At 42.6% G+C, this 24,239-nt stretch carries 23 protein-coding genes; 8 read left to right on the forward strand and 15 right to left on the reverse strand.

The window, feature by feature from the left end; all coding sequences use genetic code 11:
* Positions 1–5 precede the first annotated feature (5 nt).
* Positions 6–1,055, reverse strand: coding sequence for a hypothetical protein (locus tag AC0L46_RS02390; protein ID WP_473505455.1), 1,050 nt, complete (start codon positions 1,053–1,055; stop codon positions 6–8).
* A 177-nt stretch (positions 1,056–1,232) separates the two neighbouring features.
* On the opposite strand from AC0L46_RS02390, the gene AC0L46_RS02395 reads away from it, so the two are divergent.
* Positions 1,233–1,493: a YrhK family protein gene (locus tag AC0L46_RS02395; RefSeq protein WP_473505457.1), complete on the forward strand. Its 261-nt coding sequence runs from the start codon at positions 1,233–1,235 to the stop codon at positions 1,491–1,493.
* A 6-nt stretch (positions 1,494–1,499) separates the two neighbouring features.
* Here the strand turns inward: AC0L46_RS02395 and AC0L46_RS02400 are convergent, their stop codons facing one another.
* The 4 genes from AC0L46_RS02400 to AC0L46_RS02415 form a co-directional block, all read right to left on the reverse strand.
* Positions 1,500–2,018, reverse strand: coding sequence for a DUF2867 domain-containing protein (locus AC0L46_RS02400; RefSeq protein ID WP_473505459.1), 519 nt, complete (start codon positions 2,016–2,018; stop codon positions 1,500–1,502).
* Between the two features lie 62 nt (positions 2,019–2,080).
* A complete protein-coding gene (locus tag AC0L46_RS02405) occupies positions 2,081–2,986 on the reverse strand; it encodes a DMT family transporter (RefSeq protein WP_414682477.1) in 906 nt (301 codons plus the stop codon).
* Positions 2,987–3,211: 225 nt separating this feature from the next.
* Positions 3,212–4,726: an alanine/glycine:cation symporter family protein gene (locus tag AC0L46_RS02410; RefSeq protein ID WP_473505461.1), complete on the reverse strand. Its 1,515-nt coding sequence runs from the start codon at positions 4,724–4,726 to the stop codon at positions 3,212–3,214.
* Between the two features lie 313 nt (positions 4,727–5,039).
* The gene (locus AC0L46_RS02415) at positions 5,040–5,519 is read right to left on the reverse strand and encodes a DUF2798 domain-containing protein (protein ID WP_473505463.1); all 480 of its coding nucleotides are present in this window, start codon (positions 5,517–5,519) and stop codon (positions 5,040–5,042) included.
* A gap of 102 nt (positions 5,520–5,621) precedes the next feature.
* On the opposite strand from AC0L46_RS02415, the gene AC0L46_RS02420 reads away from it, so the two are divergent.
* Positions 5,622–6,053, forward strand: a complete 432-nt coding sequence (locus AC0L46_RS02420; RefSeq protein WP_473505465.1) for a MarR family winged helix-turn-helix transcriptional regulator — start codon at positions 5,622–5,624, stop codon at positions 6,051–6,053.
* Between the two features lie 102 nt (positions 6,054–6,155).
* Here the strand turns inward: AC0L46_RS02420 and AC0L46_RS02425 are convergent, their stop codons facing one another.
* Positions 6,156–7,166, reverse strand: coding sequence for a hypothetical protein (locus AC0L46_RS02425; protein WP_473505467.1), 1,011 nt, complete (start codon positions 7,164–7,166; stop codon positions 6,156–6,158).
* Positions 7,167–7,234: 68 nt separating this feature from the next.
* Positions 7,235–8,134, reverse strand: a complete 900-nt coding sequence (locus tag AC0L46_RS02430; protein ID WP_473505469.1) for a LysR family transcriptional regulator — start codon at positions 8,132–8,134, stop codon at positions 7,235–7,237.
* Between the two features lie 120 nt (positions 8,135–8,254).
* Here AC0L46_RS02430 and AC0L46_RS02435 point away from each other — a divergent pair, with 120 nt between their 5' ends.
* On the forward strand, positions 8,255–9,325 hold the full coding sequence (locus AC0L46_RS02435) for an NAD(P)/FAD-dependent oxidoreductase (protein ID WP_473505471.1): 1,071 nt from the start codon (positions 8,255–8,257) through the stop codon (positions 9,323–9,325).
* Positions 9,326–9,472: 147 nt separating this feature from the next.
* On the opposite strand, the gene AC0L46_RS02440 is transcribed toward AC0L46_RS02435, so the two are convergent.
* Both AC0L46_RS02440 and AC0L46_RS02445 read right to left on the reverse strand, forming a co-directional pair.
* The gene (locus tag AC0L46_RS02440) at positions 9,473–11,077 is read right to left on the reverse strand and encodes an amidohydrolase (RefSeq protein WP_473505473.1); all 1,605 of its coding nucleotides are present in this window, start codon (positions 11,075–11,077) and stop codon (positions 9,473–9,475) included.
* Between the two features lie 257 nt (positions 11,078–11,334).
* Positions 11,335–12,126 (reverse strand): C-type lectin-like domain-containing protein, encoded by a 792-nt coding sequence (locus AC0L46_RS02445; RefSeq protein ID WP_473505475.1) that lies wholly within the window; start codon positions 12,124–12,126, stop codon positions 11,335–11,337.
* A 469-nt stretch (positions 12,127–12,595) separates the two neighbouring features.
* Here AC0L46_RS02445 and AC0L46_RS02450 point away from each other — a divergent pair, with 469 nt between their 5' ends.
* The gene (locus AC0L46_RS02450; RefSeq protein WP_473505477.1) at positions 12,596–13,258 is read left to right on the forward strand and encodes a TetR/AcrR family transcriptional regulator; all 663 of its coding nucleotides are present in this window, start codon (positions 12,596–12,598) and stop codon (positions 13,256–13,258) included.
* A 215-nt stretch (positions 13,259–13,473) separates the two neighbouring features.
* Positions 13,474–14,244, forward strand: coding sequence for a carotenoid biosynthesis protein (locus AC0L46_RS02455; RefSeq protein ID WP_473505479.1), 771 nt, complete (start codon positions 13,474–13,476; stop codon positions 14,242–14,244).
* Positions 14,245–14,546: 302 nt separating this feature from the next.
* Here the strand turns inward: AC0L46_RS02455 and AC0L46_RS02460 are convergent, their stop codons facing one another.
* The 4 genes from AC0L46_RS02460 to xdhA form a co-directional block, all read right to left on the reverse strand.
* Positions 14,547–15,194, reverse strand: a complete 648-nt coding sequence (locus AC0L46_RS02460; protein ID WP_473505481.1) for a hypothetical protein — start codon at positions 15,192–15,194, stop codon at positions 14,547–14,549.
* Positions 15,195–15,533: 339 nt separating this feature from the next.
* Positions 15,534–16,430: a xanthine dehydrogenase accessory protein XdhC gene (gene xdhC / locus AC0L46_RS02465; RefSeq protein WP_473505483.1), complete on the reverse strand. Its 897-nt coding sequence runs from the start codon at positions 16,428–16,430 to the stop codon at positions 15,534–15,536.
* 11 nt (positions 16,431–16,441) lie between these two features.
* Complete coding sequence (gene xdhB / locus AC0L46_RS02470) at positions 16,442–18,832, reverse strand: xanthine dehydrogenase molybdopterin binding subunit (protein WP_473505485.1); 2,391 nt, start codon at positions 18,830–18,832, stop codon at positions 16,442–16,444.
* Positions 18,825–20,345, reverse strand: coding sequence for a xanthine dehydrogenase small subunit (xdhA, locus tag AC0L46_RS02475; RefSeq protein ID WP_473505487.1), 1,521 nt, complete (start codon positions 20,343–20,345; stop codon positions 18,825–18,827). The genes xdhB and xdhA overlap by 8 nt, the downstream gene beginning before the upstream one ends.
* A gap of 252 nt (positions 20,346–20,597) precedes the next feature.
* Between xdhA and AC0L46_RS02480 the strand changes: the two genes are divergently transcribed.
* Together AC0L46_RS02480 and AC0L46_RS02485 are read left to right on the forward strand one after the other, a co-directional pair.
* Positions 20,598–20,849 carry a type II toxin-antitoxin system Phd/YefM family antitoxin gene (locus tag AC0L46_RS02480; protein WP_473505489.1) on the forward strand — a complete coding sequence of 84 codons (252 nt, stop codon included), beginning with the start codon at positions 20,598–20,600 and terminating at the stop codon, positions 20,847–20,849.
* Positions 20,839–21,126 carry a type II toxin-antitoxin system RelE family toxin gene (locus AC0L46_RS02485; RefSeq protein ID WP_473505491.1) on the forward strand — a complete coding sequence of 96 codons (288 nt, stop codon included), beginning with the start codon at positions 20,839–20,841 and terminating at the stop codon, positions 21,124–21,126. Before AC0L46_RS02480 ends, AC0L46_RS02485 begins: the two co-directional genes overlap by 11 nt.
* A 9-nt stretch (positions 21,127–21,135) precedes the next feature.
* Here AC0L46_RS02485 and AC0L46_RS02490 read toward each other — a convergent pair whose 3' ends face one another.
* Complete coding sequence (locus AC0L46_RS02490) at positions 21,136–22,017, reverse strand: hypothetical protein (protein WP_473505493.1); 882 nt, start codon at positions 22,015–22,017, stop codon at positions 21,136–21,138.
* Between the two features lie 37 nt (positions 22,018–22,054).
* A complete protein-coding gene (locus tag AC0L46_RS02495) occupies positions 22,055–23,278 on the reverse strand; it encodes an MFS transporter (RefSeq protein ID WP_473505495.1) in 1,224 nt (407 codons plus the stop codon).
* 239 nt (positions 23,279–23,517) lie between these two features.
* On the opposite strand from AC0L46_RS02495, the gene AC0L46_RS02500 reads away from it, so the two are divergent.
* A complete protein-coding gene (locus AC0L46_RS02500; protein ID WP_473505497.1) occupies positions 23,518–24,069 on the forward strand; it encodes a ricin-type beta-trefoil lectin domain protein in 552 nt (183 codons plus the stop codon).
* The last annotated feature ends 170 nt before the right edge of the window (positions 24,070–24,239 follow it).

The following is a 24,239-nucleotide window of genomic DNA, read 5'->3' on the forward strand; positions in this document are numbered from 1 at the left end:
CTAGATTAGGGTTGGCTATTGGATAACATTTCTTTGAAGGCTGACAAAGGTCGACCACCGATAATCGTCAAGCGTGCTTCCATTTCTTTCAACCACTCCTCATCTTGCATCACTGAGTTTGGCAGTTTTGTATTAAGCTCGCTCTCGCCAATATAAAGCAATCCATCGATTAGCTCATCGACACCACTCTCTTGATAACCATAAGCACTCAAGCGCACTTTCGCCTTTGGCAAGACATCAAGGAAAGGAAGCTTCTTCGCTTCCGGTTGACTCGTCAGTAATAAGGAAGCCTCTTTCAATGAAGATAACGCCGCATTCGGTATTGATTCAGTGATCGGCCATACTGTGAAAACTTGTTCAGGATACGCTTGTTTCAACAACGTACCTAAAGGTAATGGCACACCTTCTGGCGCATTAGAAACATCTAGTAAATGAAAAGCACCAAATACCATGAGCACTTTTTCATTCAACTCCATCACATCGTGAGCGACGTTTAAAAAGCCTGCGGTTTTATTGTCTGCGGCGTTTTTCCAGTCAGAAGCTTCAGAAACCTCTTCCCAATAAAAAGGCGCTTCAGCCAACCAAACTCTTACTCGCTGATAATCCGCAACAGACAAGTTATAGCGCCTTACCGCCATAAAAAAATCGACATAGACGTCAGGCATCCAAGCGGTGAAAAACAAAGCATCACGACGCACTCTATCCAGAATACTGGCATCATCTGAATGACCGTTTAAGTAATCGTCTAGCGCTTTTTGATAGCGACTGTTGCCAAACTCAACCACTAGATGCTTTACCTCATCCAGAAAGCCGGGCTGCTCCAATAAACGAACATAGTCCGATATAACTTTTTCATTCCAATGGTAGTCACCCAGCATCACGACTTGATGAGTCTGAAACGCTCTATCAATCGCAGCCGAAAAGTCTTCTGCTGTGCTCATCCATTGCTCTGTCTCTTGTTTGTCCAACGCCCACTCGGCAGAATGAGGAATATAGTCACACCCAGACATAAACAATACCACTCCATAAATACATGCTTTCAGACGCCACAACATGAGTTTCCCTATGTTTATACTTTCAAAAGACCAATGATAATAATTCGTAAAAATCAGAACAATCCCTTACTGCTCACGGCATCATTCACTTTCCTTACTTTTTATACCCTAGAGAAAAGCCACTAAGCCCTCTAGTATCAAGTGCGAGAATACAAAAGCACTCAAAAGGAGAAAGCAATGAAGCAAGGGGTTGAATTGGATTTAGATATTGGCAGCGAACATATTGTCATACAGAGACGATACGAAGCACTCGGCGCCTTAAATGATTTACTTATCGCTATTTGGTTTCTCGTCGGCAGCTTCTTTTTCTTGAACGATTCCCTAGTTGAAAGCGGAACATGGCTGTTTATTGTGGGAAGCGCTCAACTGATCATCAAACCACTCATTAAACTCACAAGCTTAATTCATGTGGGAAAAGTGTCTCAAAAAGCCAAATGAGACAGGCTAGATACCAATAGATTTCGTCATTTTTTTCGCTATGATTTTATGGGCTGGCGCTACTGGAATCATATAAAGCTTGCCCAACCAGTTTTTCACATGAACGACAGTAGAAACCGTTATAAAGGTTGAGCCTGTAGAAGCATCTGTCTTTTTATGAATGGATAAAACAACACTAAGATGGTTGTCATCGTCTCCGAGCAACACCTCATTTTGGTCATTCTCAATGAGCGTAAAAATGCCAACTCGATCACCCGTTTTATAATCTGAACTTGGTTTGCTCTCATCCATTTCTGAGAACGCGCCTAAATCCTTAAGCCCAAACAAGCTAACAACACGATTCCTAAAAACCATCAATCGATCAAACCATTTAGGCGTCTGCTTCATCACTCGAAGAAATTGCTCCAATGGCGCCAAATCTGGATTGGTCGTTGGCATTTCCCAAGCATCGTAAAAACTCGCCCCACTGGCAATGGCTTGTATTTTACTCTGCTCTGGCAAAGCTACTTCTTTCGGTTCACTCATAATTTCATCCTTTAATGACTCACTCGCTGTGTCCATATTCGATCGCAAAAAACTAAAAAACCTTATGTATCTCGACGCTTTAACATAGGCGCTTTGACAGGAAGAAAAGTTCCTATCATGGTTCCAAGAATGATACACACCAACGCGACCAATAAACCAACCGTAACAGGCTCGCCAAACAAAGGCACCGCCATAACACTTGCCAGCAAAGGAACCAAGGCCATCAAAGCGCCCATTTTCGTTGCACCTAGTATGTGAACGGCTTTGCCATAACAAACAAACTGCACAGCAACCGCAATAACACCTTGATAGAAAGCTTGTAAGCCAATCATGCCATAAGAAACGCCCTGCAAAACATCAGGAATCAGGGTCAAATAATAAGGCGTGAAAATAAGCGTCGTGAAGGTAATCACACCCAATGTCACATGCCAAGGAACAAACTTCCAGCGTCTTAAAAGAACCGTAAAAATACCCCAGAAAAAACAGGCTGAAATAAAGCTAAAATCACCAATAACATAAGATACGCCAGAAAAGATGGTCTCTAGCAGCAAGATCAATATCCCGAAGCTACTAACACCAATTCCCATCCAAGCAAAACGAGACTGCCTTTCTCCCGCTAAAAAATACGCCAAAACCGCAATCATAATAGGCATAAGGCCCGGCAATAACAAAGCGCCATGAGTGGCTGGCGCATATTGAAAACCAAGAAAAGCAGACAGCGAATACGCCAAACCGCCAATGCAGCCAAGCACCATCATCTTCCACTGAAATATGGCTTTTCTGTTGATCCATATTGCTGGGCTAAACAGCACGAACGCCGTACCAAAGCGCACCATCATCATGTCGTATAAAGACAAGGACGCGAGAGACCCAGCACGGGAAATCAAAATAAACCCCGTCCAAATAAATACAGCGATTAAGGCAAATACATAGCCTTGTAGAACAGGCTTACCTAATGGATCTTTCATACCTTGTACCCAAACATTGTCTAATAGTTGATTAGACAGAATACATACCGAAGACAAATTAATACATCTGAATATTACTCTTGTGTCGGCAGAGGTAATCATTTCCATCTTGTTTGTCTATTTTAGGAAGCTAAAAACAAAAAAAGAGCCAGCCGTTTTCACGAGCTGACTCTTTTTTCATGCTGATTATCTGGTGTCAATCAGCTTGAATAGCTACGGCACACACTATTTTGTGTCTGCTTTCTTAGCTTGTTGTTCGTCGTAACGCTTTTCCCAAAACTCCGCGCCTTTAATGCCAAGCGCTTTAGGGTTGAAAGTGTAATCCGTCACGCCAGAAGCTTTTTGATCTTCGTAATCTTTTAGCGCTTTCATGGTTGGTTTTGCCATAAAGAAAATCGCAAGAATACCAACAATGTTCAGCCAAGCCATAAGACCAACACCAACATCGCCTAAGTTCCAAATGTAGCCAGCCGTATTCACCGTACCGTAAGCCACCATAAACATGATCAGCAACTTAACGACTGTCAGTGAAATGTTCACTTTTAGCGCTTTACGCAAGTAAGCTACGTTAGTTTCTGCGATGTAGTAATAAGCCAAAATCGTCGTAAACGCGAAGAAGAAAAGCGCAACCCCAACAAAGATAGGACCAACACTTCCAAAGACGCTCGCTAGTGCCATTTGTGTAAAGGCAGGCGAAGAGATAATGGTTGATGGATCAACGTTTTGTACAATGAACTGACCGTCAGCCAATGCGCCTTGCACGTTATATTGCTGAGTGATCAAGATCATCAACGCAGTTGCCGTACAAATAAACAAGGTATCAACGTAAACAGAAAAAGCTTGAACCAAACCTTGCTGAGCAGGATGCTGAACTTCTGCGGCAGCAGCGGCATGAGGGCCAGTGCCCTGACCTGCTTCATTTGAATAAACACCACGTTTCACACCCCAACCGATTGCAGCACCGAAGCCCGCTTGCGCTGTGAAAGCATCCGAGATGATCAAACCAAAGATGCCAGGAACCTTGTCAATATTCAGAAAGACAACGATCAAAGCCATCACAATGTAGCTTAATGCCATAAAAGGCACGACAACTTGAGTGAAGTTAGCGATACGCTTAATACCACCAAAAATGATGAAGGCTAATACAACCAAGATGATCGCCAACGCAACCAATTTAGTGGAGCCGACTTCACCAAATGAGCTAGAAACAAGCGTGCCTTCACCAAAAATTTGTACAACCGCATTACCAACAGAGTTTGCTTGAATGCCTGGAAGGAAAATACCGCAAGCCAAGATAGACGCAAGAGCAAACAAAACGCCTAACCAGCGAAAGCCAAGGCAACGCTCAAAGTAATAAGCTGGGCCACCACGGTATTGCCCGTTATCGCTTACTTTATAAAGTTGACCTAATGTTGATTCAGCATAAGCCGTACTTGCGCCTAGAAATGCTACAACCCACATCCAAAAAACAGCGCCAGGGCCACCAAAGCCAATAGCTGCTGCAACACCTGCGATGTTACCTACGCCAACACGACCAGATAAAGAAACCGCTAATGCTTGGAAAGATGAAATTCCTTTTTCCGACTCATTTGATTTAAAAAGCAGCGAACACATTTCTTTAAAGTGTCGTACTTGGGCGAAACGAGTCAAAACCGAATAAAACAGGCCTGCTCCTAGACATAGATAGATTAGAGCTGGGCTCCAAATGATCCCATTTAAGAAATCAATGAACTCTTGCATAGATAGTCCTCGAATAAATTAGCTCGATGAGCTTTATTAGTTGTTATTTTTTATCGATAAATTCTGTCATTTATCGCAAGCGGACATGGCAACTAAAGCACTATTCCATCTAAGCATTAGACGGAACAAAGTACTGCGATGCACCGCGGCGGTGCGAATCTAGCATGAAAAATAAGTCGGATCTATTAGAAAAACAACGAGAGGAATAAAAAACCTAAAAATAAAGCATTTTTAGGTTTAAACACTATAAAATTAAAGTTAAAAGGAGAGTAAGACTAACTGTTTAATATTTATCCACATTTAACACTTTCACTTAGCTGACCATAAATTTCTCAAGTCTTGGCTTTAATACCAGTGACATCGTTAACCCAATACACAAGCCAAAAGGCAAAGCAGCAAGAAAAGCCTGTTGCCATGTACTGATAAAAACATCGGCATTGGTAAACCCAGTTAAGTTTGCTGTGGTGCTAACGGCCAATATCGACTCCATTACGAAAGCCATACCAACACCCGTCAATACTTGGCGAAGCATGTTATGAGCATTAGGTAAGAGCTTCTCAAGGGACTTACTAATCATCGTCATAAACAACAAACCAGCAGGCGCCATGACCAAAACGGCAATGGCAAACGATGAAAGCCAATCAATAAAGAAACTCTCTCTGAAGCCCACATTTATGTAAGTCATGATTCCCGTCAGTGAGCCGCCAACAACGCTCACCAAACAAGCAATAACGAGAATTTTTTGATAAAGCGGCCTTTTCGCTGCATCCGTTTTCACTGTTGAATTTGTCATGTACTTCTCCTCAAATCTTGAATCGGCTTAATAATTAGTTGATAATAGCAACCATAATAAAACTAGATGACATTGTCAACTATATAGCTAAAGGTTTATATCATGTTCAAAGCCATCAATATCGAAGCGACGTTTCATTTGGCTCACGCCATTAAGCAACAACTCAATAACCAGCTGGTCATCCAAAATCTGGGCATTAGCCCTATGCATGTGCGGGTTTTAAAAATCATTGGGGAAATCCCCGGCTCAACGGCAATGGATATTGCAGCATTATTCAAACGAGACAAGGCGCAAATCACTCGCCTAGTAAACCACCTTATTGATCAAGAATTGATTACAAAAAAGCCTAACCCGAGCGATAAACGTAGTCAGTTTCTGGAATTAACCGCCACAGGAGCAGTCCTGCAAGAAAAGCTAAAAGCCTTATCAGATAAGATGGAAAGTAGGATGATTGAGGGAATCAAAGAAGAAGATCTGGAGATCTTTAGCCAAGTTGCTCAACAAATGAAAAACAACCTAATAGATCGTTTCTAATAGGTCTGATTTTTTCGGAGCGATGTAAATCTCAATAAGAAATTGATTCCCCTCAAAAAGACTTAAAGAGGAGAATCAACCTATGCCGTTCTCTTAGCTGTATTAGCCTTCGTACCCATCATACTGATCATCTTCGCGTATAGTGAAGACAATCTCGTGTAAGGCCTTTGTTTTAAACTCCTGCGTTTTACCGGCTTTGGTAATCCGAATGGTTTCATTGCCAATATAGCGATAAGCTGGCTCGCCATTAGGTGCACACTCTTTTAAAGGCCTTTCAACCATCACAAGGTGGTCTTGATCAATTTGGAATTCAATCTCAAAATCCCCTTGAGACGCTTTCATTTTAAGGGTCTTTCCGTAAGGTAATCCGAGTATGCTCTCACTTGCAGAGACCATATTTTCAACCGAACCCGTCATCGTCAAACCTTCACGATTAAAAACAGGATCAATCACAGCGCCATCCTTCGAGAAAACAAGGCAACTGTGTTGTGGCTCACCTTCACGCGGGATCATAACCGAGTAATCCACGGAATATTCAGGTGTGTGCAGCTTACCCCAATACCAATTCCGCTTCCCAGCGGATACCGGAACCTTACCCCAGTTGTGATCACGATAACCGCTGCCTTTGACTGCTGTTTCGATTCCATCTTTGATAAGTGTGCCTTCAACACGTCCTTGCGGAACAGCAATGGTCCAACCCATAGGAATCTGAGCTATTTCTTCGGGTGTTCTACCAACCACCCAAGCAGGAAAGTCTTTATAAAGTTTTAAATGAATACCGTGTCCATTACATAGAGCCTTAAGCTCAAAATGGTCACCTTGGTCAATACAAAAGTCATCACCAAGGTGAGCATCGCATTTTTCATAAGAGACGCTAACTTGATCTTCAGAATAACGGACAAGTTCACTGATTTCTCGTCCATCGGGTGCGTAAATATTTAGACGAACCGTCGGCTGTCGTGGTGACACTCGAGTATCATTAGTGGACCACATCACAACAACATGATCACCAGTATCCAACTCAGCATCGAAATACCACCATTCAAAATCCGTCTCCCGATTTTCCATCGGAAATTTCAGGTGCATAGCATCGTGTTTCAAAAAATCAGTCATATCTATCTCCTTTTAATGTCTGGGAAGAACCAGCTTTTCCTATAAGGTCGAAGCCTTCACAAAGTAATTCACTCAGATTTTCCCCTAAGCCCAACTATTATTCCTTGATATTCCTCACTCTTTAGGATTCTCAAGAAAGCCTGAATCTTTTCGGAGCGATGCAAATCTCCGTGCGTCACAATCCAGTTTGGAAAGTCCCACTGAATGTCTGGCAAGACGCGCTTTAATTTATCAAAGCGTGATGAGGCGTTACATTGCATAAACCCGATACCAATACCATCAAGGATAGCGCGCTCTAATATCTCACGGTTATTACTGGTGCATACCACTTGTTCGGGTGGCACGACGTCGTTAAACCATTTCACAATCCCTAAACGCTGTGGCGCATTGTCTATATATACAAACCTATGGTTTTTTAAACTTTGCTCATCATGCGGCGTACCCTGTTCATGCAAATAATCTTCATTAGCATACAAGCCGAAACTTATAGGAGTAAAAGGCAGAACAACGTAATCATCGTCTTGTGGCTTTGGGCCAGAACGAATCGCCACATGAGCCTGACCATATTCTAATTTCATCAACTCCGAACTGGTTAACCAACGAATTCGTATTTTGGGATGCTGGCGACTAAACATTTTTACCGCTGGCATCAAGAGTTCAGATAACGACTCTAACGAAGTTAAAATAAACTCGCCCTGCAACTCACCTTGTTGCCCCTTGGAACGAGTTGCAAAATCACTAAATTGCTCTTCCGTTAACTTTGCAACTCGCAATAAGTCTTCACCCACCTCTGTTAACTGATAACCTTTGGCGTCACGTAAAAAGACCTTCGAGCCCAACTCCTGCTCAATCACATCTAAGTGGCGAAGGATGGTTGCTCGATGCACGCCTAACGCCTTCGCAGCGCCGCTGATACTTCCAGTTTGAGCCACAAAATAGGCTGTTCTCACTTCACTCCAATGTTTCATAATACGTCAATTTCCCATAGCGTCTCTGTATCAAAATCGCACACATAGATACAATTTTTGCTCATTGTTGCAAATTTAACACAGTATAGAATAAGCTCATTACTTAAAAGAGGTCTTGGAATGAATACCACAACACATACACTTATCATTGGTGGCGGTTTCGCCGGCGCTACTGTTGCACAAACACTGGAAAAATCAGGCATAGCAACCACTCTAATCGACCTCAAAGACTACTTTGAAGTCACTATGGCTGTACTGCGTAACATCGCTGATTTTGAAAAAGTTCAAAATACGCCAAGGATTCGCTACACCGACTTTTTAACTGGTAACTTTGTCCAAGGCCGCATCAGTGAATTAACTGAAACAACAGCGACACTCGAAAACGGCGACACCTTCTCGTTTGAACAAGCCGTCATTGCGACAGGCTCAAGCTACCCTTCTTTTTCCGTTGCGAAATCTAACCAGGCATTCACCTTAGAAGCACGAAATGAAGAAATGAAAAACGCATCTGAGGCTTTAGCCAAATCCACATCAGCACTGATTATTGGCGGCGGTGTTGTAGGTGTCGAACTCGCTGGCGATATTGCCTATAGCCATCCCAACATGAAAGTCACACTCGCCAATTCCGGTGCAACCATATTGCCTAGTTACTCAGAAAAAACACAACGCAAAGCCACAGAGCAATTAAAATCCCTCGGTGTGAATATTGAATTGAACCGCTTTTATCAAGAACAAGACGGTGTTTATATCGACAAAAACACTGGCGACAAAATAACCGCAGACATCACTTATATGGCGGTTGGTGTCAAAGTCAATTCGGACTTTATGAAGCCACAGCTTGGTAACACACTGACCGAACAAGGCTTTATTAAAGTTGACGACCACTTTCAAGTGACAGGTACAACTTCTCTATGGGCAATCGGTGATGTGGCCGATTTGAAAGATTGGAAACTCGCAGCGACGGCAATACCACAAGGCAAAGAATTGGCCGCGACACTCATCGCCAAACAACAGGGCAAGAAAACCAAAGCGCACAAACCTATGCCTGAAATGGGACTTATCCCGATTGGACAGAAAAAAGGTGTCGCTCAAATACCGTTATTCGGCACAGTTACATGGAAACCGATTGTTAACTTTAAAAACAAAGACCTTCTGGTTAACTACGTTTTCAAAGGACTTGGAATAAAATAGTACGGCAGGTTTACTAAGACACCGATTTTGAAACACCTTAGGTGTCTTAGTAATACGTTCAGAGGCAAACAGTCTCATTTTTAAGTAAAGCGCCTAGCCCCAAACCAAGGTGAAATAAAGTTTAGGACATGACACGTCTGAATGCTTTTAGTCTAGCTGACCTTGTGAATACACGACTTCACCACCTGTCATGGTGAGCAGCGGCATTAGGTCGGCAATTTCATCTTCCTCAACCGTCAAATAATCCTTATCCAGCACCACTAAGTCGGCTAGTTTACCCACCTCAAGCGAGCCAATGTGTTGCTCCATAAAAAGCAATTCCGCATTATTTCGCGTGTGTGCTATCAAGGCTTGTTCTCGACTGACACGCTGATCTTCACTCCAACCAGACTTCGCCGCCACGTTGTCTCCTGTCACAACCCATTCAAGTGTTATAAAAGGTTGATACGGTGCAACAATGCCAGCATCCGATCCCAATCCCCATAAGGCACCCGATTTTGCGATACTGCCAATTCGAGGAGCATTGAGAACACTCACACTCATGCGAGCTTGGTTATGTACAGCAAAGGCAATACCAAGATCCGCCGCCCGAGCGATGTCTTCGTCTTTCATCCCATTGACATGCGCGAAAGTCCAACGAAGGTCCTTAACCTCTGGCACCTCAGCTGCGATATCTTCCACAAGATCAAGAAATTGAACCGCCATAACTTGGCTCATTACATGTTCGTGAACTGGCCAACCATTGCGAGCAGCGGCGAATGAAATCTGTGAAAACGGCCCCCAAACTTCCTCCTGCCAACGTTTTCTGTTGCGTGGATTGTCCGTAACAGGTGAATAAATATGCTCGCCTAACCCCAACAAACCAAACTGTTCATCATTTGAGCGAGGCAACACTGAATCCGATTCGATCATTTCTAACGCACTCGCTGTGGATTCAGCATCACGAGCGTTGTAACGCAATGTATGGAAAACTCGCAATGGCATATCAGCGCTTTTCGCAAAGGCCTCAAGTGGCGCCAGTTCACCTTCAGAAGGTCGTCCAACATCATAGACGGTTGTGAGACCGACACGGTTAAGCTCTTTCATGTAAGTACGGATCGCACTCTCATCAGAGCTTTTATTTCGCCAGCTAACGAGGTTAATGAACTCGCTAACCGTATCGCGCCCTTTAACTTGAGCCTGACCGCCATTGTCCATTTTCGCCAGTTCAAGCGCTTTGCTATTGGCAAAACCTTCTGAATAGCCGACCATCAAGAAAAGTGGATTATTTGGGGCAATCTCATCAAGCTCTTGTAAGCTAAATCCGCTATTGTCATCGAGAAACTGATTGTAGCTCCAGCCACCCATGACAGTGATCCACTTGCCTGCGTCCAGTTGCGCTGCCTTGTCACGGATTTTCTTCATGGCCTCAGCCCGTGAATCTATACCGTCGAGCCGAGCTTCTGTCTGAAAGTTCCAAACGCCTCGAATAAAATGAAGGTGGTTATCGATCAGTCCAGGAATGACCGTTTTCCCCTTAAGGTCTATGCGCTTTGTTTGCGCACCCATCAAAGACTCTGTCGCCTCGTTGCTGCCCACCGCCACTATTCGTCCGTCACGAATAGCCAAACTCTGAACAATGCTAAAATCCTTATCAACTGTTAAGATTTTCCCATTGGTAAACAGTGTGTCGGCACTTTGCGCAACCTCACTGCTCGCGCTCGCATTCATTGTCATAAAAATCGACAAGGCGAATAAGATTCGTTTTTTCATTTTAAAATATCCTATTACAAGATAAAGAAAGGCAATATTACTTTAGCCAAAAGCAGCAATAACCCTCACCAAACCATTCAAAATAATGAAAGTCTGTTTGTAATATTAGTAAACAAACCTAGGTAAACAACGCAATTTACAATACTTTAAATTAGGCATTAAAAAGCCCGCTGAATGCAGCAGGCTATGAAGTGAGGATAATTAGAGGCAGCCCTCAATTATTTTATAAGGTCACTTGTTAAAGCATTTAAATATATTTAGTTATTTGGCTTTTTATTATATTCAATTATAAAAGCATACCTTTTGCCACCAGTTCGCTCCATTCCAAACGTACCGGCATCGTCTGAAAAATCCCCCCATGTTGGTACAGGTTGATTTAGTTCTCCAAAACCAATCGTTCTTTGACTATGTTGTTCACCAGAATTATTCGGTTGCGTGTTATTACGTGGATCTTTATCGATGATGCCATCGTCTAAGTTTTGTGCCCAGTTTGTGTATTCCCATTTTTCGCCACTTAACCATTGCCAACCATCGATTGGCTCCACAGATGCATCGTGTTTAAACCCACCCAACATCGGCCCAATCATAATTTCGTAATGATTGGCTTTGCTTTTGCCTTCAACATATTTTGGAAATTTCCAGAAATATTTTTCGTCGTTAACTAGGCTAAACAAAAATGCATTTTCTTCTGGTGTAGTTATGGATGCCAAATAACCTCCAGCATCATCGGCTAAATAAGCTGCTTGATACCAATTCAGTGTTCCATTGGGCATATAAACTAATTCGTAATAATGGGTTTCACCATTAGTATTGGTAAATTCAACAATTGGTTTTCTTTCAATCGTCAAATCGGAAGGCAGTTGGTCCCACGTATAAAATATATACTTGGCATTAACGGTCAGTTCAATCTCATTAATAGTCACCGTTTGTGTATCAGCTGGTGAACCGTCACCCTGCCCCTTAATCTCATTCGTTGACTGAGTACAGGCACCCAAGAACATTGCCATACTCATTAAAGCACCTAGACTTAAAATCTTGGTTTTTTTCATAATCTCAATTCCCTCCTTTGCTTACCGCCATTCGTTTTACTAAAAAACTTGGTATATCTCTTATGGCTTTTCAACTATTTGGAAGTAAGAAGAAATTTAGCGAGGTGTAGCCATCCACCAATCAGTTTCCTCTCATTCCATGATGGGATTAATGTATTAGGAATCTGCACACCTTTCCAAGGCAAACAACGATAGTTTTGATCTGGCTCTAAGAAACATCGAAAAGACATCTCCAAATTCAAATAATACGTACAACACGCATTATTGAGGACATGAATTCTTAACTGCTTTATTTACCTTGCACAGGCTGCTTGCCTAACAAACCCGACAAAACCCAGAAATTGAGCCGATTCTGCGACCACAATTCGTCCTAGAGTATTGATTCACACCCAATATTAACCAACTGTTAAATTTAATTGATCTATATTAACCAACTGTTTAATATAGCGCTGAATGATATGAGGCAGTTATGAATAAAGCAGTTACCAAAAAGGCAAATACGCGTTCTGAACAACAGCGCGCTCAAGAAACCAAAGTGAAAATTCTGAATGCAGCGCTTTCAGAATTTGCCAAATCAGGGTTTGAAGGGGTATCTACACGAGCCATCGCCACCAAGGCTGGCGTAAATCACACTCTTATTCCTCACCATTTTGGTCCTAAAGATGAGCTTTGGAAGGCAACCGCGGAGTGGTTTTTTAATACCTACAACCAAGAATTTCTTAACCGTCATAAATCATTAAATGACGTAGTGCCAACAGACATGCTTCGCATCTACATACGAGATTTCATCGAATTCTGCGTTAACTTCCCTGATTTTTCTCGTTTTATGATGCAGGCAAATCAGGGGGACGAAGAGCGTTTAAATTGGCTTGTCGATCGCTTCCTTCGCTCTGGTTCTGATACCGAGCTAGGGGTGTTGAAACAAGCTCAAAAATTAGGGTTTATTCCGCAAGGTGATAGCCTGCACATACGCTACCTATTTATTGGCGCTGCAACGTCTATTTTTACATTCGCACCAGAGTTCTCTCGGCTCTCTGGTAAGAATCCATTTTCCCACACCATGATAGAACAGCATATTGATTACCTTTTCACACTATTCAGTACTCAGATGCCGCAATATAAGAAGGTATGACCAGATGACTAAGAAACTTGTAATGGCAGGGATTGGCTATTTAAACCATAGATGCAAATCGAAGTTATGAGCCAAGTTAATTTACATCATTCAATATGATCCTATAAATATGAGAAATTAAGATGAATAAATCAACATCAGGAAACAAGTTACATATCGCAAGATGGCTTTTGATAGGCCTCTATTTAATATCCATCATAGTCTTTGGTGGTCAGATGGAGCACAGTACAGGGCAGCTATTTTTACTTGGTTCTATCCTCGTATTAATGCACGCACCTAAAAGATATGGCTGGAAAGGTACATTCATATTTGTCGCTACCGCTTATATTATCAGCACCATTCTGGAAGATATGAGCATTCGCACAGGCTTCCCTTTTGGTAATTATCATTACACCCTTGGTGGATTGCATATTGATCAGGTTCCTGTTTTGGTTGGTCCTGTTTATATTGCGGTTGGATATATGTCATGGACAATTGGTTCGATCCTTCTTGATCACGCTGACAAACATCTGGATAAAAAATTCAACCTGATTGCATTGCCTGCTGTCAGTGCCTTTATTATGTGTCAGTTTGACTTAGTCCAAGACCCTCTCACTTCAACATTTGATGGCATTTGGATTTGGGAAAATGCTGGCGGTATCTTTGGTGTGCCACTGGTAAACTTCCTTGGTTGGTATCTAACCTGTTATGTATTCATGCAAATTTTTGCAATATATCTATCTAAAAATAGTCAGATCATTATTGAGACAGGCGATACTGAGAAAAAGTCATACTGGTTACAACCAGTCATTTTCTATTTATTGATTGGACTGTCTTACATCGGCCATTACCTGCATCAAATTAACAGTGACGAAGTAATCACAGACCTTGCGGGGAATGTGTGGGGTGTTGCTAATCTGCATGAAACAGCGGTTGGCATAATGTTATTTACTATGCTTTACAGCGTTGTATTAGCCACTGTTCGTTTATTTAAACCAAAAAATTAGCCGTTAAGGTTTTGACTATACGGTGAATTCGCCAGCTCTATTCACCGTATAGCAATGCTGAATTGCTCCTTCATAAACCAACTGATGTCCATGAGTCCATTTCTGAACATTTCCACAGACACTTCAAGGCGTATCGTCAATACGGATTTGCTGGCTTCTTGATTTAGGCATAAATCAACTCATTCTTGAGAAAGTGCACTGCAGTTATATACAGTGCACTTACACTCTCAAGTAAAAAACAAAAAGCCCTGGTATGACAGGTTTTTCAGGATTGGCAGCCTGTTAAATTTTTGACAAACATACTAGGAGCTTAATATTTTTTCTTTTAACTTTATAAACTCTTCTTCATTTATATCACCGTTATTTCTCAAAATAGATAGTTTATAAAGGTCTTCTGTTTTGTTTGAAGACCTTTTTATTAATGTTATTTTTTTAAAATTTAAATTTACTTTACCAGCTCTGAAAAAGAAGTTTGTTTCTAATATAGTTTTAAAAAACAATATAAATGTGCAATATAACGTAACCAGCCCAATTAAGATAAATACTAGAGTTACAACAGCAATTTCAGCTTCCATCTGACCTGACTGAGATAATATAAGCATGGAAAAAATTAATGCTATTTTGTAGATAATAAGTATAAGCTTTGAACATGAGGATACTATTTTTAAGTCATGGTTTTTTGTTGATAAGAATAATGATGTAATTATCAATATAAAAGGTAGTATCCCAAAAATAAAAACATTTGAAATAATCAGCACCAAAGACGAAAAAATTAGTTTTGCTTGATTTTTGGATTTTTCAGATAATCTTTCTTCTTTATAATTGATTTCTGTTGCTTTCAGAAAGGATGCATTGATTAAGTCGTAGAAATAGAATGTTATAGTTGATGTTATTATTGGCAATATTGCTATAAATATAACTGTATGACTGGAGCCATTTAAATTCGACATTATATTATAGGTCAATAGAAATATTCTTATTAATGTTGCCAGAAAGGTAGAGATGGTAATGCAGAGTATATAGTCAATAAATGAAAAATGACCATAAAAAAACTTCCTTAAAGCGAAGTAGGGAATTAGCGAAAGGAAAAAAACAATTACTAGGTTTTCAATGAATAGCGAAGAAAAGTAATACATTAATACTCCTTATTTTAAAAGGGTTAACCATCCGTTAGTCACTTTATTTTCATTCTATTAAGGAAAGCTAATCTAGCATGGGTTAATGAAGGTTTCCAGTGTCGATTTTCGTTTCAGATATGAATATCAGAGATGAAAACTGAGTTTTCAATGTCAGATCACGGTCGTTCCTCCCTCATCGTGACCTACGGTTTTTTGTTTTAAGCTGTTGTTGATTTCTTTCCACGTCAATCCAGTACGTTTTTTGGTTTCTGGTAGCCCTTGTTGGGTGAGTTGGATGATTTGTGCGGAGATGGAGATGGCGATTTCGAAGGGCTTTTTGCCTTCGATTTCAGGTAAGCCAACTGGGCTGTGGACGGAGTCGATTTCTGCTTGGCTGAATGAGGCGCTGGCGAGGCGTTTGCGGAATCGTAGTGCTTTGGTTTTGGAGCCGATGAGTCCGATGAATCGGCAGTCTTTGCGGTCTAGTAAGGCTTCGGTCAGTTGGTAATCCAGTGCGTGGTCGTGGGTCATGATAAGAGCAATTTCGTTTGCGCCCATTTTCTCTACGTGGTCCAGCATAGATTCGTACAAAAATGGTGTGACGTTGGTTGGTAAGCCTTTCACTTCTTGGTCTTGGGCGAGGTTGTCGCGGCTGTCTATCCAAGACACTTTAGCTTGCATGTTGCCCAACACATTAACCAAGGTAGAGGCCACATGTCCCATGCCGAAGATGGTGATTTTCGTTGCGGGTTCTGGGAAGTATTCCAACAGCACACTGACCGAACCGCCACAGCATTGGTTGGTTTTCGCGGCAAGAGGAAAATGCTCCAACAAGTGAGATGCGCCTGTGTGCTCCCCTTGCAACATGCCTCGGGCTTTTTGGCAGACAGCGTATTCCAACTGCCCGCCGCCTATGGTGTCGAAGGTGTGATCCGCGGTGATGATCATCTTGCTAGACGATTCTCTCGGCGCTGAACCTTGAGTGCCGATGACAGTGGCAATCACCCACGCTTGCCCTGCTTTTTCCACTTCGGCTAAGGCTTGAATCCAACTCATTGAAGACATCATAACTTGACTCCTTAGGCGCTTTTTTCTGTGGCGCTGTTCGGCACATCATTCGATTCGAAAAAAGCTTTCGCCGCTTGCATGCTGTAGAACACGGCTTCTGGCGTGGCTGGCACAGACAAAGGTGGCGAGAATGTGTGATCGCTCATGGCGGCACAAGCGTCTTTCAAAGCACACCAAACGGAAATGCCCAGCATTAACGGCGGCTCGCCCACGGCTTTAGAACGGTAAACCGACTCTTCACTGTTGGCGCGATCAAACAGCTTCACATTGAATTTCTCTGGCACATCCGCCGACGTTGGAATCTTGTAGTTGGCTGGGCTGTTGGTGGTAATGCGCCCTTTTTCATCCCAGCTTAATTCTTCCGAGGTGAGCCAGCCCATGCCTTGCACAAACGCCCCTTCGATTTGGCCAATATCAATGTCCGAGTTAATGGACGCGCCCACGTCATGAAGAATATCCACCTGAGTGACTTTGTATTCTCCCGTAAAGGTATCGACAACCACTTCCGCGACCGCTGCGCCATTGGCGTAATACAAGAACGGACGACCTTTGGCGGCTTTTCTGTCGTAGCCAATTTTCGGGGTTTTATAAAAGCCAGTAGACGAAAGCGACACGCGGTTCATATAAGCCAACTTCACGAATTCTGGGAAGCTCATGGTTTCTTTAGCAAGGGAAACCGTGTCGTCTTCAATGGCGAATTCCTCTGCCGCAATACCGAAGTGTTCCATGGCGAATTCTTGCAAACGGACTTTGATCGTTTGCGCTGCATCAAGTGCTGCCATGCCATTCAAATCCGTTCCAGCAGACGCGGCCGTTGGCGACGCGTTCGGTACTTTATCCGTACGAGTCGAGCCAACATTCACACGCTGATAATCAATACCAAAGGTTTTCGCGACGATCTGCGCCACTTTGGTGTACAAACCTTGGCCCATTTCCGTTCCGCCATGGCTCACGTGAACGCTGCCGTCCGTGTAAATATGAACCAAAGCGCCACCTTGGTTAAGGTGTTTTGAGGTAAAGGAAATACCAAATTTCACTGGCGTCAGCGCCAAGCCTTTTTTCACAAATGGGCTTTGCTTGTTGAATGCTTGAATGGCGCTACGACGAGCACGATAATCCGAGCTTTCTTCTAGCTCTTCCATCAGAGTCAGTAAGACATTTTCGTCCACTTCTTGGCCGTAAGGGGTTTTGCTTTTGCCATCTTGATAACAATTGAGCTTGCGAATATCCAAAGCGTCTTTGCCTACAGAACAGGCGATTTCTTCTACTACGGTTTCCGCAAGCAATACGCCTTTTGGCCCACCAAAACCACGGAAAGCCGTGTTCGATACTGTATGAGTTTTACCGCGATAACCGCTGATGCGAGCATTTGGTAAGAAGTAAGCGTTGTCCGCATGGAACATGGCGCGGTCGACAACACCGTCCGATAAATCCGCTGTACAGCCACATTTACCGACCATGTCGTATTCGGCGCTAAGAATTTCCCCTTCCTCTGAAAAGCCCACTTCGTAGCTGTTCCAAAAATCGTGGCGTTTACCCGTTTGCACCATGTCGTCTTGGCGTGGCATTCGGTATTTTACTGGACGACGATTACGAATCGCCAACACCGCCGCCATACAACCTAATACCGCCGCTTGAGATTCTTTACCGCCAAATCCACCGCCCATGCGCCGCACTTCGACCAAGACTTGCCCTACTGGCACGCCAAGCACTTTTGCCACCAGCTTTTGCACTTCCGCTGGATGCTGAGACGAAGCATAAACCACGACGCCGTTGTCTTCGGTTGGCGTGGCGACACTGATTTGTCCTTCCAAATAAAAGTGCTCTTGGCCTTTGATGTAAAGGTCAGATTTGATCTTACGAGGCGCAGACGCCATGGCCGCTGACACATCGCCACAAGAAATAGTGTGAGTTGGCAAAACGAACTCTTGGCGCGCTAAAGATTCTTTCGGATGCAAAGTGGCTTCGCGGGTTTTGTATTCTATTTCCGCTAATTCCACCGCTTGTTTCGCTGCACGAAAACTGGTCGCGGCCACCGCAAAAATAGGCTGACCAATGTAATGCACAAAATCGCCCGCTAAGAGTAAATCACCACTCAATACAGGCGACACATCGACTTCGCCAGGAATATCCGATTGCACAATCACGTCGATCACACCCGGATAAGCACGTACTTTTTCTAGATTAATACTGACAATGTCCGCGTGCGCTTCGGTGGATTTGCCTGTTGCCACGTGCAATTCGTTTGGCCATTCTGGCATGTCATCAATGTAGATGGCTTCGCCTGTTACATGTTTTTTCGCCGATTCATGAATCGGTTGTTTGAGTTTGTTGTTAAAGGTTTGTCCAGCGACCTTGGCATTGTCTTTTTGTATGGTTAAATCGTTTGGAAGCTTACGCATGAGACGCTCCTCCTTGCTGAGTACTTTGGCTAGTGTTGGACGTCAGTTCATAACCGAGGGAAGCGTCTGACACAGGATGACCAGAGAAAGTCGGAATCGAATGTCCATTCAATTCTAACCAAGCTTTTCGCACTAAGTTGCACGCCATATCGGAACGGTAACGAGCACTGGCGCGCATGTCGCTGAGTGGCGTCAATTCGTCTTTGAGAATCGCCAAGGCATTGGACAAGGTTTGCTCGTCATTCACGTCACTGTTGAGCAAAGCGGCTTCGGCCTTTTTCGCTCGAATCGGTGTGGCTGCCATGCCACCAAAGGCCAAACGAAGGTCGATGATTTTGCCTTCTGTCACGGCAAAACGAGTCGCTAACATGACGCTGGAAATGTCGTCTTCCATGCGTTTGGACACTTTATAAAAGCGATGGAAGTCGGCTAATGTAGCTAATTCCATGGTAAAAGACGCAATCACTTCGCCTTCCGTTAATACGGTTTGTTTGTAGCCTTGGTAGAAATCATGAATGCTAACCGTACGCTGGCTGCCATCCAAATTCACGATCTGAATGTCCGCATCAAATGCCAATAAAATGGGCGGCATATCGGCAATTGGGGAGGCATTCGCCACGTTGCCGCCGATGGTTCCGCGATTACGAATTTGGCGAGAAGCAATGCGCTCAAGAAGGTGATAAAGGTGCGGATAACGGGTTTTACTGAACTGCTCTAATTCGCTGTAAGTAACCGACGCGCCAATGGTCAATTGGGTGCCGTTGTCTTCAATCTTGATCAATTCATTGATTTGAGAGACATCAATCAGCACACCAAAGTCATGGAAACGCTGGGTATTTTCCAGCATCAAATCGGTTCCACCCGCAACCAAGGTAGCGTCTTTATGATCTGCTTTGATCGTTAAGAACTCAGCAAGCGTTTGAGGCTGAAAGTAATTGTTGGCGGCTTTCGCTTCGCCTTGCAAACTGGCGAGTTTGGCTTTGACGGATTCTGTGTTGTCTGCAAGATTTGACCAAGGTGAAGCCGTTTCATTTTGCATAGACAATCCAGCATCGATAATCGGGCGATAGCCAGTACAGCGGCATAAGTTACCAGAAATGGCATCACAAACGGATTCACGATCTATGGTTTTATCAGAGGCTTGGCTGTTTTCATAAAGGCTGGCGAGGGAGAGAATAATGCCCGGTGTGCAAAAACCACATTGGGAACCGTGATGCTCCACCATGGCTTGCTGAGCTGGGTGCAATTTGTCCGCATCAGAAAGGTATTCCACCGACACAACGTGTTTTCCGTCCAGCGATTGCACGGGCGTAATACAGGAGTTAAAGGTGGAATATTTCAACTCACCTTCTTCCAGTGCACCAACAAGAAGCGTACAGGCACCGCAATCACCCGAACCACACCCTTCTTTGGTGCCCGTTAAACCGCGTTTTTCTCGTAAATAACGTAGCGCAGAAAAGTCGCTAGGCAAGGTATTATCTTCTATCAGCTCATCATTCAGTACAAACTTCAAAGCACTCTCCTCAAAATTCTTTGATTAGATTATGCAAAAACTTGACCAATCGTACAAACTTTATTTTATTTCCCATTTCATGAATAAATAGTAGGCACTTATCTCTTTGCAAAATTCCAGCCGACCTCTTCATCGAGATTGCAAAACACACTTTTGTACTCTCGCTCTTCATACCTCTGAATTTAAAAGATAGCAAAAAGTAAAACTTAGATCTAAAATAAGCACTAAATAAAGCTCTTTTTAGGTGAAATCATGAGACAAATATTCGCGAATAACTCTGCTAGCATTTCCGAATTAAAGAAAAATCCTACCGCGCTATTGAATGAAGCTGATGGCGAAGCCATTGCTATACTCAATCACAACAAGCCTGCGGCTTATTTAGTACCTGCAGAAACGTACGAATACTTAATGGAAGTAATCGACGATATTGAACTATCTAAGATGGTTGCCGAACGCCGAGCAGACTTGTCCCAAGCGGTAGAAGTAAGCCTGAATGACTTATAAGCTTAAGTTCCTTCCTGTAGCGTTAAAAGAGTGGCGTAAATTAGCACCACCGATACAAGCGCAATTTAAGAAAAAACTCGCAGAGCGCTTGAACAACCCTCATGTTCCAGCATCCAAACTGCGTGGCTATGATGCTGTTTATAAGATAAAACTCAGAACATCAGGTTATCGATTGGCTTATGAAGTGATAGACGAGGAAGTTGTCGTTTATGTACTCGCCATCGGCAAGCGAGATAAAGATGCCATCTATAAGAAGCTTGCAGCACGACAGAAATAAAAATACAGATTAATCCTCTATTAACGGAAAGCCGGCAAAACCAACTCTCTTGTCACTTTCTTGCGCACCATATGTTGTTGCTTGATCAAGAATACCACTCATCCCTTGAATTCTTTGAAAAAGCTCTTCTATGTATTCATTAAATTCTTTTTCAAAATCTACAAAGCTTTTGTTTTGAAATTCATCATTAGAACTCTCATTTGGCATTTCCCCTTTAAATTCGCACCTGTAAGCAAGAACAAACATTTTCACACTACATTTCCAATCTTCCCGCTCATACCTTAACGAAGTTTCTGTATCTTCGGTTAATACAAACGATAAATTGGGGTTAGCGTAAATAACTATTAATAGTCTGAATACAAAGCTAAAGTTAGCCATAGCCTCATATAACCCATACTTCAAAAACACACTTTGATTTGCAGCTAAGTAACGGTTTAAATCACTCATTTTGTTGTAGTGTTTTACGACCAATGATCGATCAATGGAGTAACCTTCCTTCTTCCGTTTTTCATAAATTTCATCTTGTCCCTTTTTCCCCCTTTGATAACCAAATGTCGTTGGCAAGAAATACTGTCTATGCCAGAAACTAAAAGATTGGGAACAATCAAACACTTTTCTTTTTAATTCAATCAAGGCTTCTTTTTCGTACCTAATCAAGACCTCATTCGACCATTGCTCATCTTGTAATTTAATTAACCTTCTATTAGTTATTACTGCCCATATAGCTGAAATTAAAATTAATAGCTGAATAGCAACCGTCACGACTTCATACAGACTCATTTCAAAGCTAGTTGCACTTATATAAGCTCCACGCTGTAAAGAGACATACAGATAGCTACTGAGAGAAACACTAATTAGAACAACTATTAAAATCGCGATTAATTTAGCCATAAGACTCCCTTCAATATTTAAAACACTTTTACTAATATCAGTATGCTGTCTTTTTCAATCCCAACCAAACGCCGCCAAGACACGCCAACGTCAACATGATGACCAGCATGAGATTAAAGCCAATAAACTCAGCAACAGCGCCCATGAGGAAAGCGCCAACCGCTGGGCCACCAAGGGCAATCATGATCCAAATGCTCATCACTCGCCCACGGATTTCATTGTGCGTAGAAAGCTGAATTAATATTTGTGAACCTGTGCCAATGACGGTCATTAACAAACTGATTAAACAGATTAATCCACCAAGAATGAAAACAGGCGGTATCAATAAGATAGGAGCAATGGTCAGAGCGGTTCCCAGCATGGCTGCCATGATGAGTTTCATGAGTCGCTGTTTCTCACCTTTTTGACGAGCAATAAATAAAGCTCCAAGAATCGAACCTGCGCCAGAACAAGCCGTCAAAACAGCCAAATCATGTGGCTGACCTTGTGTGAAAGTACCTGATAATGCTGGCAAGAGCTCCATTAATGCCCGCCCTACTTGGCTGTTTACCAAGGTCATTAAGAGCATTAACAGAATAAATTCTGATTGATAAGCAAAGCGAAAGCCTTTTACTAAGTCTTCCAGTTTACTTTGTTTCTTCTCGCGCTTCGCGGGTGGTAAAGCGCTAAGGCGAGTGTTAAAAAGTACCGCTACCACAAAAGACAACGCACTGATAAGAAAGATGTATTCTGGAGCAATGATGGTTAATAACGCAGCAGCAATGGCGGGCGCAATCACCCGAGACGAATTAAATATAATGGCCCCTAAACCAACCGCATTCGGCAAGGTTTCTTGATCCACTAATCGAGGAATCAAAGACAAACGCAATGGCGAACCTGCAGACGCCACACAGCCAAAAATCAATCCCAATGAGATTAGACTAAACAAATTCGGAGAGAAAAAGACAAAAAGGCAAAACGCCACAAAAGCAATAAAAGATTGGCAAGAAAGCCAGATCAACATGCCCTTTCGTAAATCAATACGGTCTGACACAACACCAAAGAATGGCGTGATGATCAAGGTTGGAATCAACAACGCCGAGCTAATAATTCCCACCCAGAAAAAGGATTCCGTTTGCTCCCAAACCAACCAACCGAACATGAATCGTCCCATCCAAACGGCGAGCGTAGAAAACCAAGAAGCAAAAAAGTAATGACGATATTGAATGTGTTTTAAGGCAGAAAAATCAAATACAGATAACAATTTGTTTAGGTACAACATGGGCAGAATGCCTCAATTCAGAAAGGTTATATTCTTGTTTTACTTATCATAGCACCATCTTTCCGTTACCTTCACCAACAAAGCATTACTTACAGCAATATAAAAAAACAAAAGACTACAGGCGACCGTGACCATCATGAATTGGCTTGAGTAAAAGTAAGTAAATTCTATCTTTAAGGCCTGTAAAACCAGAAGGTCATTCTTTATATTTACTTTCACCTCATACCAAAGGATTTATTATGAAAAAGCTCACCTTTCTAACGAGTATGTTCTTTCTTCTGATCTTTCAGGCGTCACAAGCTTCCGCTGAAAAAGTAGAGATTACATTGGTCGATCAACTAAATGGCATTTTGAATGGTTACTGCTTTGATGTGGCTGGCGGCAATCGCAACATAGATATTTCCAAAGGTTTACAGACTCACACCTGCTATAGCTATCGCGGCGAGCTAGGGGAAGATCAGATTTTTGAAACAAGTCATCTTTCAGACAATCAACTCTATATGCCGAATTACGATGTTTGTGCGACGTTAACGGGTTTAGAAGCAGGAGCTAAATTAGGTCTCGCAACTTGTAACAACAGCGAACTGCAATCTATTTCGTTTTCGGACTCAGGTAAGATTAGCCCAGTTGCAGCACCTGATTTATGCCTAACAGCAGGAGAAGAAACACGCTTTGGTCGCGGCGGCACCTCTCAGCATCAAATCAAAACGCTTACATTAGAAGCTTGCAGTGATGATAAGTCTGCTTATCAAACATGGCGGACGCGCTCTTACGATGATGATCCAGTTTAAACAATAAACAGAATCTCACATCAAGCCCAAGCTTACAGCGAGAGAGCCTAATTAAGAAAAGGAGTCTGACGACTCCTTTTTTGTTTCCAACGTTTTCACCATGAAACGCCCGTCTCATTTTCATGCACCTTTTGTTTCATATCGACCATTTTAGTCGCACCAAAACAGTT

The sequence above is a fragment of the Marinomonas sp. 15G6-16 genome (assembly GCF_055809555.1).

Coding starts and splice junctions, on each gene's coding strand:
- AC0L46_RS02440 (WP_473505473.1), bottom strand. CDS start 11,077: ATGAAAAAACGAATCTTATTCGCCTTGTCGATTTTTATGACAATGAAT.
- xdhC (WP_473505483.1), bottom strand. CDS start 16,430: ATGATGTCTTCAATGAGTTGGATTCAAGCCTTAGCCGAAGTGGAAAAA.
- AC0L46_RS02490 (WP_473505493.1), bottom strand. CDS start 22,017: ATGGCTAAATTAATCGCGATTTTAATAGTTGTTCTAATTAGTGTTTCT.
- AC0L46_RS02410 (WP_473505461.1), bottom strand. CDS start 4,726: ATGCAAGAGTTCATTGATTTCTTAAATGGGATCATTTGGAGCCCAGCT.
- AC0L46_RS02495 (WP_473505495.1), bottom strand. CDS start 23,278: ATGTTGTACCTAAACAAATTGTTATCTGTATTTGATTTTTCTGCCTTA.
- xdhB (WP_473505485.1), bottom strand. CDS start 18,832: ATGCGTAAGCTTCCAAACGATTTAACCATACAAAAAGACAATGCCAAG.
- AC0L46_RS02425 (WP_473505467.1), bottom strand. CDS start 7,166: ATGACTGATTTTTTGAAACACGATGCTATGCACCTGAAATTTCCGATG.
- AC0L46_RS02405 (WP_414682477.1), bottom strand. CDS start 2,986: ATGAAAGATCCATTAGGTAAGCCTGTTCTACAAGGCTATGTATTTGCC.
- AC0L46_RS02430 (WP_473505469.1), bottom strand. CDS start 8,134: ATGAAACATTGGAGTGAAGTGAGAACAGCCTATTTTGTGGCTCAAACT.
- AC0L46_RS02500 (WP_473505497.1), top strand. CDS start 23,518: ATGAAAAAGCTCACCTTTCTAACGAGTATGTTCTTTCTTCTGATCTTT.
- AC0L46_RS02480 (WP_473505489.1), top strand. CDS start 20,598: ATGAGACAAATATTCGCGAATAACTCTGCTAGCATTTCCGAATTAAAG.
- AC0L46_RS02435 (WP_473505471.1), top strand. CDS start 8,255: ATGAATACCACAACACATACACTTATCATTGGTGGCGGTTTCGCCGGC.
- AC0L46_RS02455 (WP_473505479.1), top strand. CDS start 13,474: ATGGAGCACAGTACAGGGCAGCTATTTTTACTTGGTTCTATCCTCGTA.
- AC0L46_RS02400 (WP_473505459.1), bottom strand. CDS start 2,018: ATGAGTGAACCGAAAGAAGTAGCTTTGCCAGAGCAGAGTAAAATACAA.
- AC0L46_RS02420 (WP_473505465.1), top strand. CDS start 5,622: ATGTTCAAAGCCATCAATATCGAAGCGACGTTTCATTTGGCTCACGCC.
- AC0L46_RS02485 (WP_473505491.1), top strand. CDS start 20,839: ATGACTTATAAGCTTAAGTTCCTTCCTGTAGCGTTAAAAGAGTGGCGT.
- AC0L46_RS02460 (WP_473505481.1), bottom strand. CDS start 15,194: ATGTCGAATTTAAATGGCTCCAGTCATACAGTTATATTTATAGCAATA.
- AC0L46_RS02450 (WP_473505477.1), top strand. CDS start 12,596: ATGAATAAAGCAGTTACCAAAAAGGCAAATACGCGTTCTGAACAACAG.
- AC0L46_RS02395 (WP_473505457.1), top strand. CDS start 1,233: ATGAAGCAAGGGGTTGAATTGGATTTAGATATTGGCAGCGAACATATT.
- AC0L46_RS02415 (WP_473505463.1), bottom strand. CDS start 5,519: ATGACAAATTCAACAGTGAAAACGGATGCAGCGAAAAGGCCGCTTTAT.
- AC0L46_RS02445 (WP_473505475.1), bottom strand. CDS start 12,126: ATGAAAAAAACCAAGATTTTAAGTCTAGGTGCTTTAATGAGTATGGCA.
- AC0L46_RS02390 (WP_473505455.1), bottom strand. CDS start 1,055: ATGTTGTGGCGTCTGAAAGCATGTATTTATGGAGTGGTATTGTTTATG.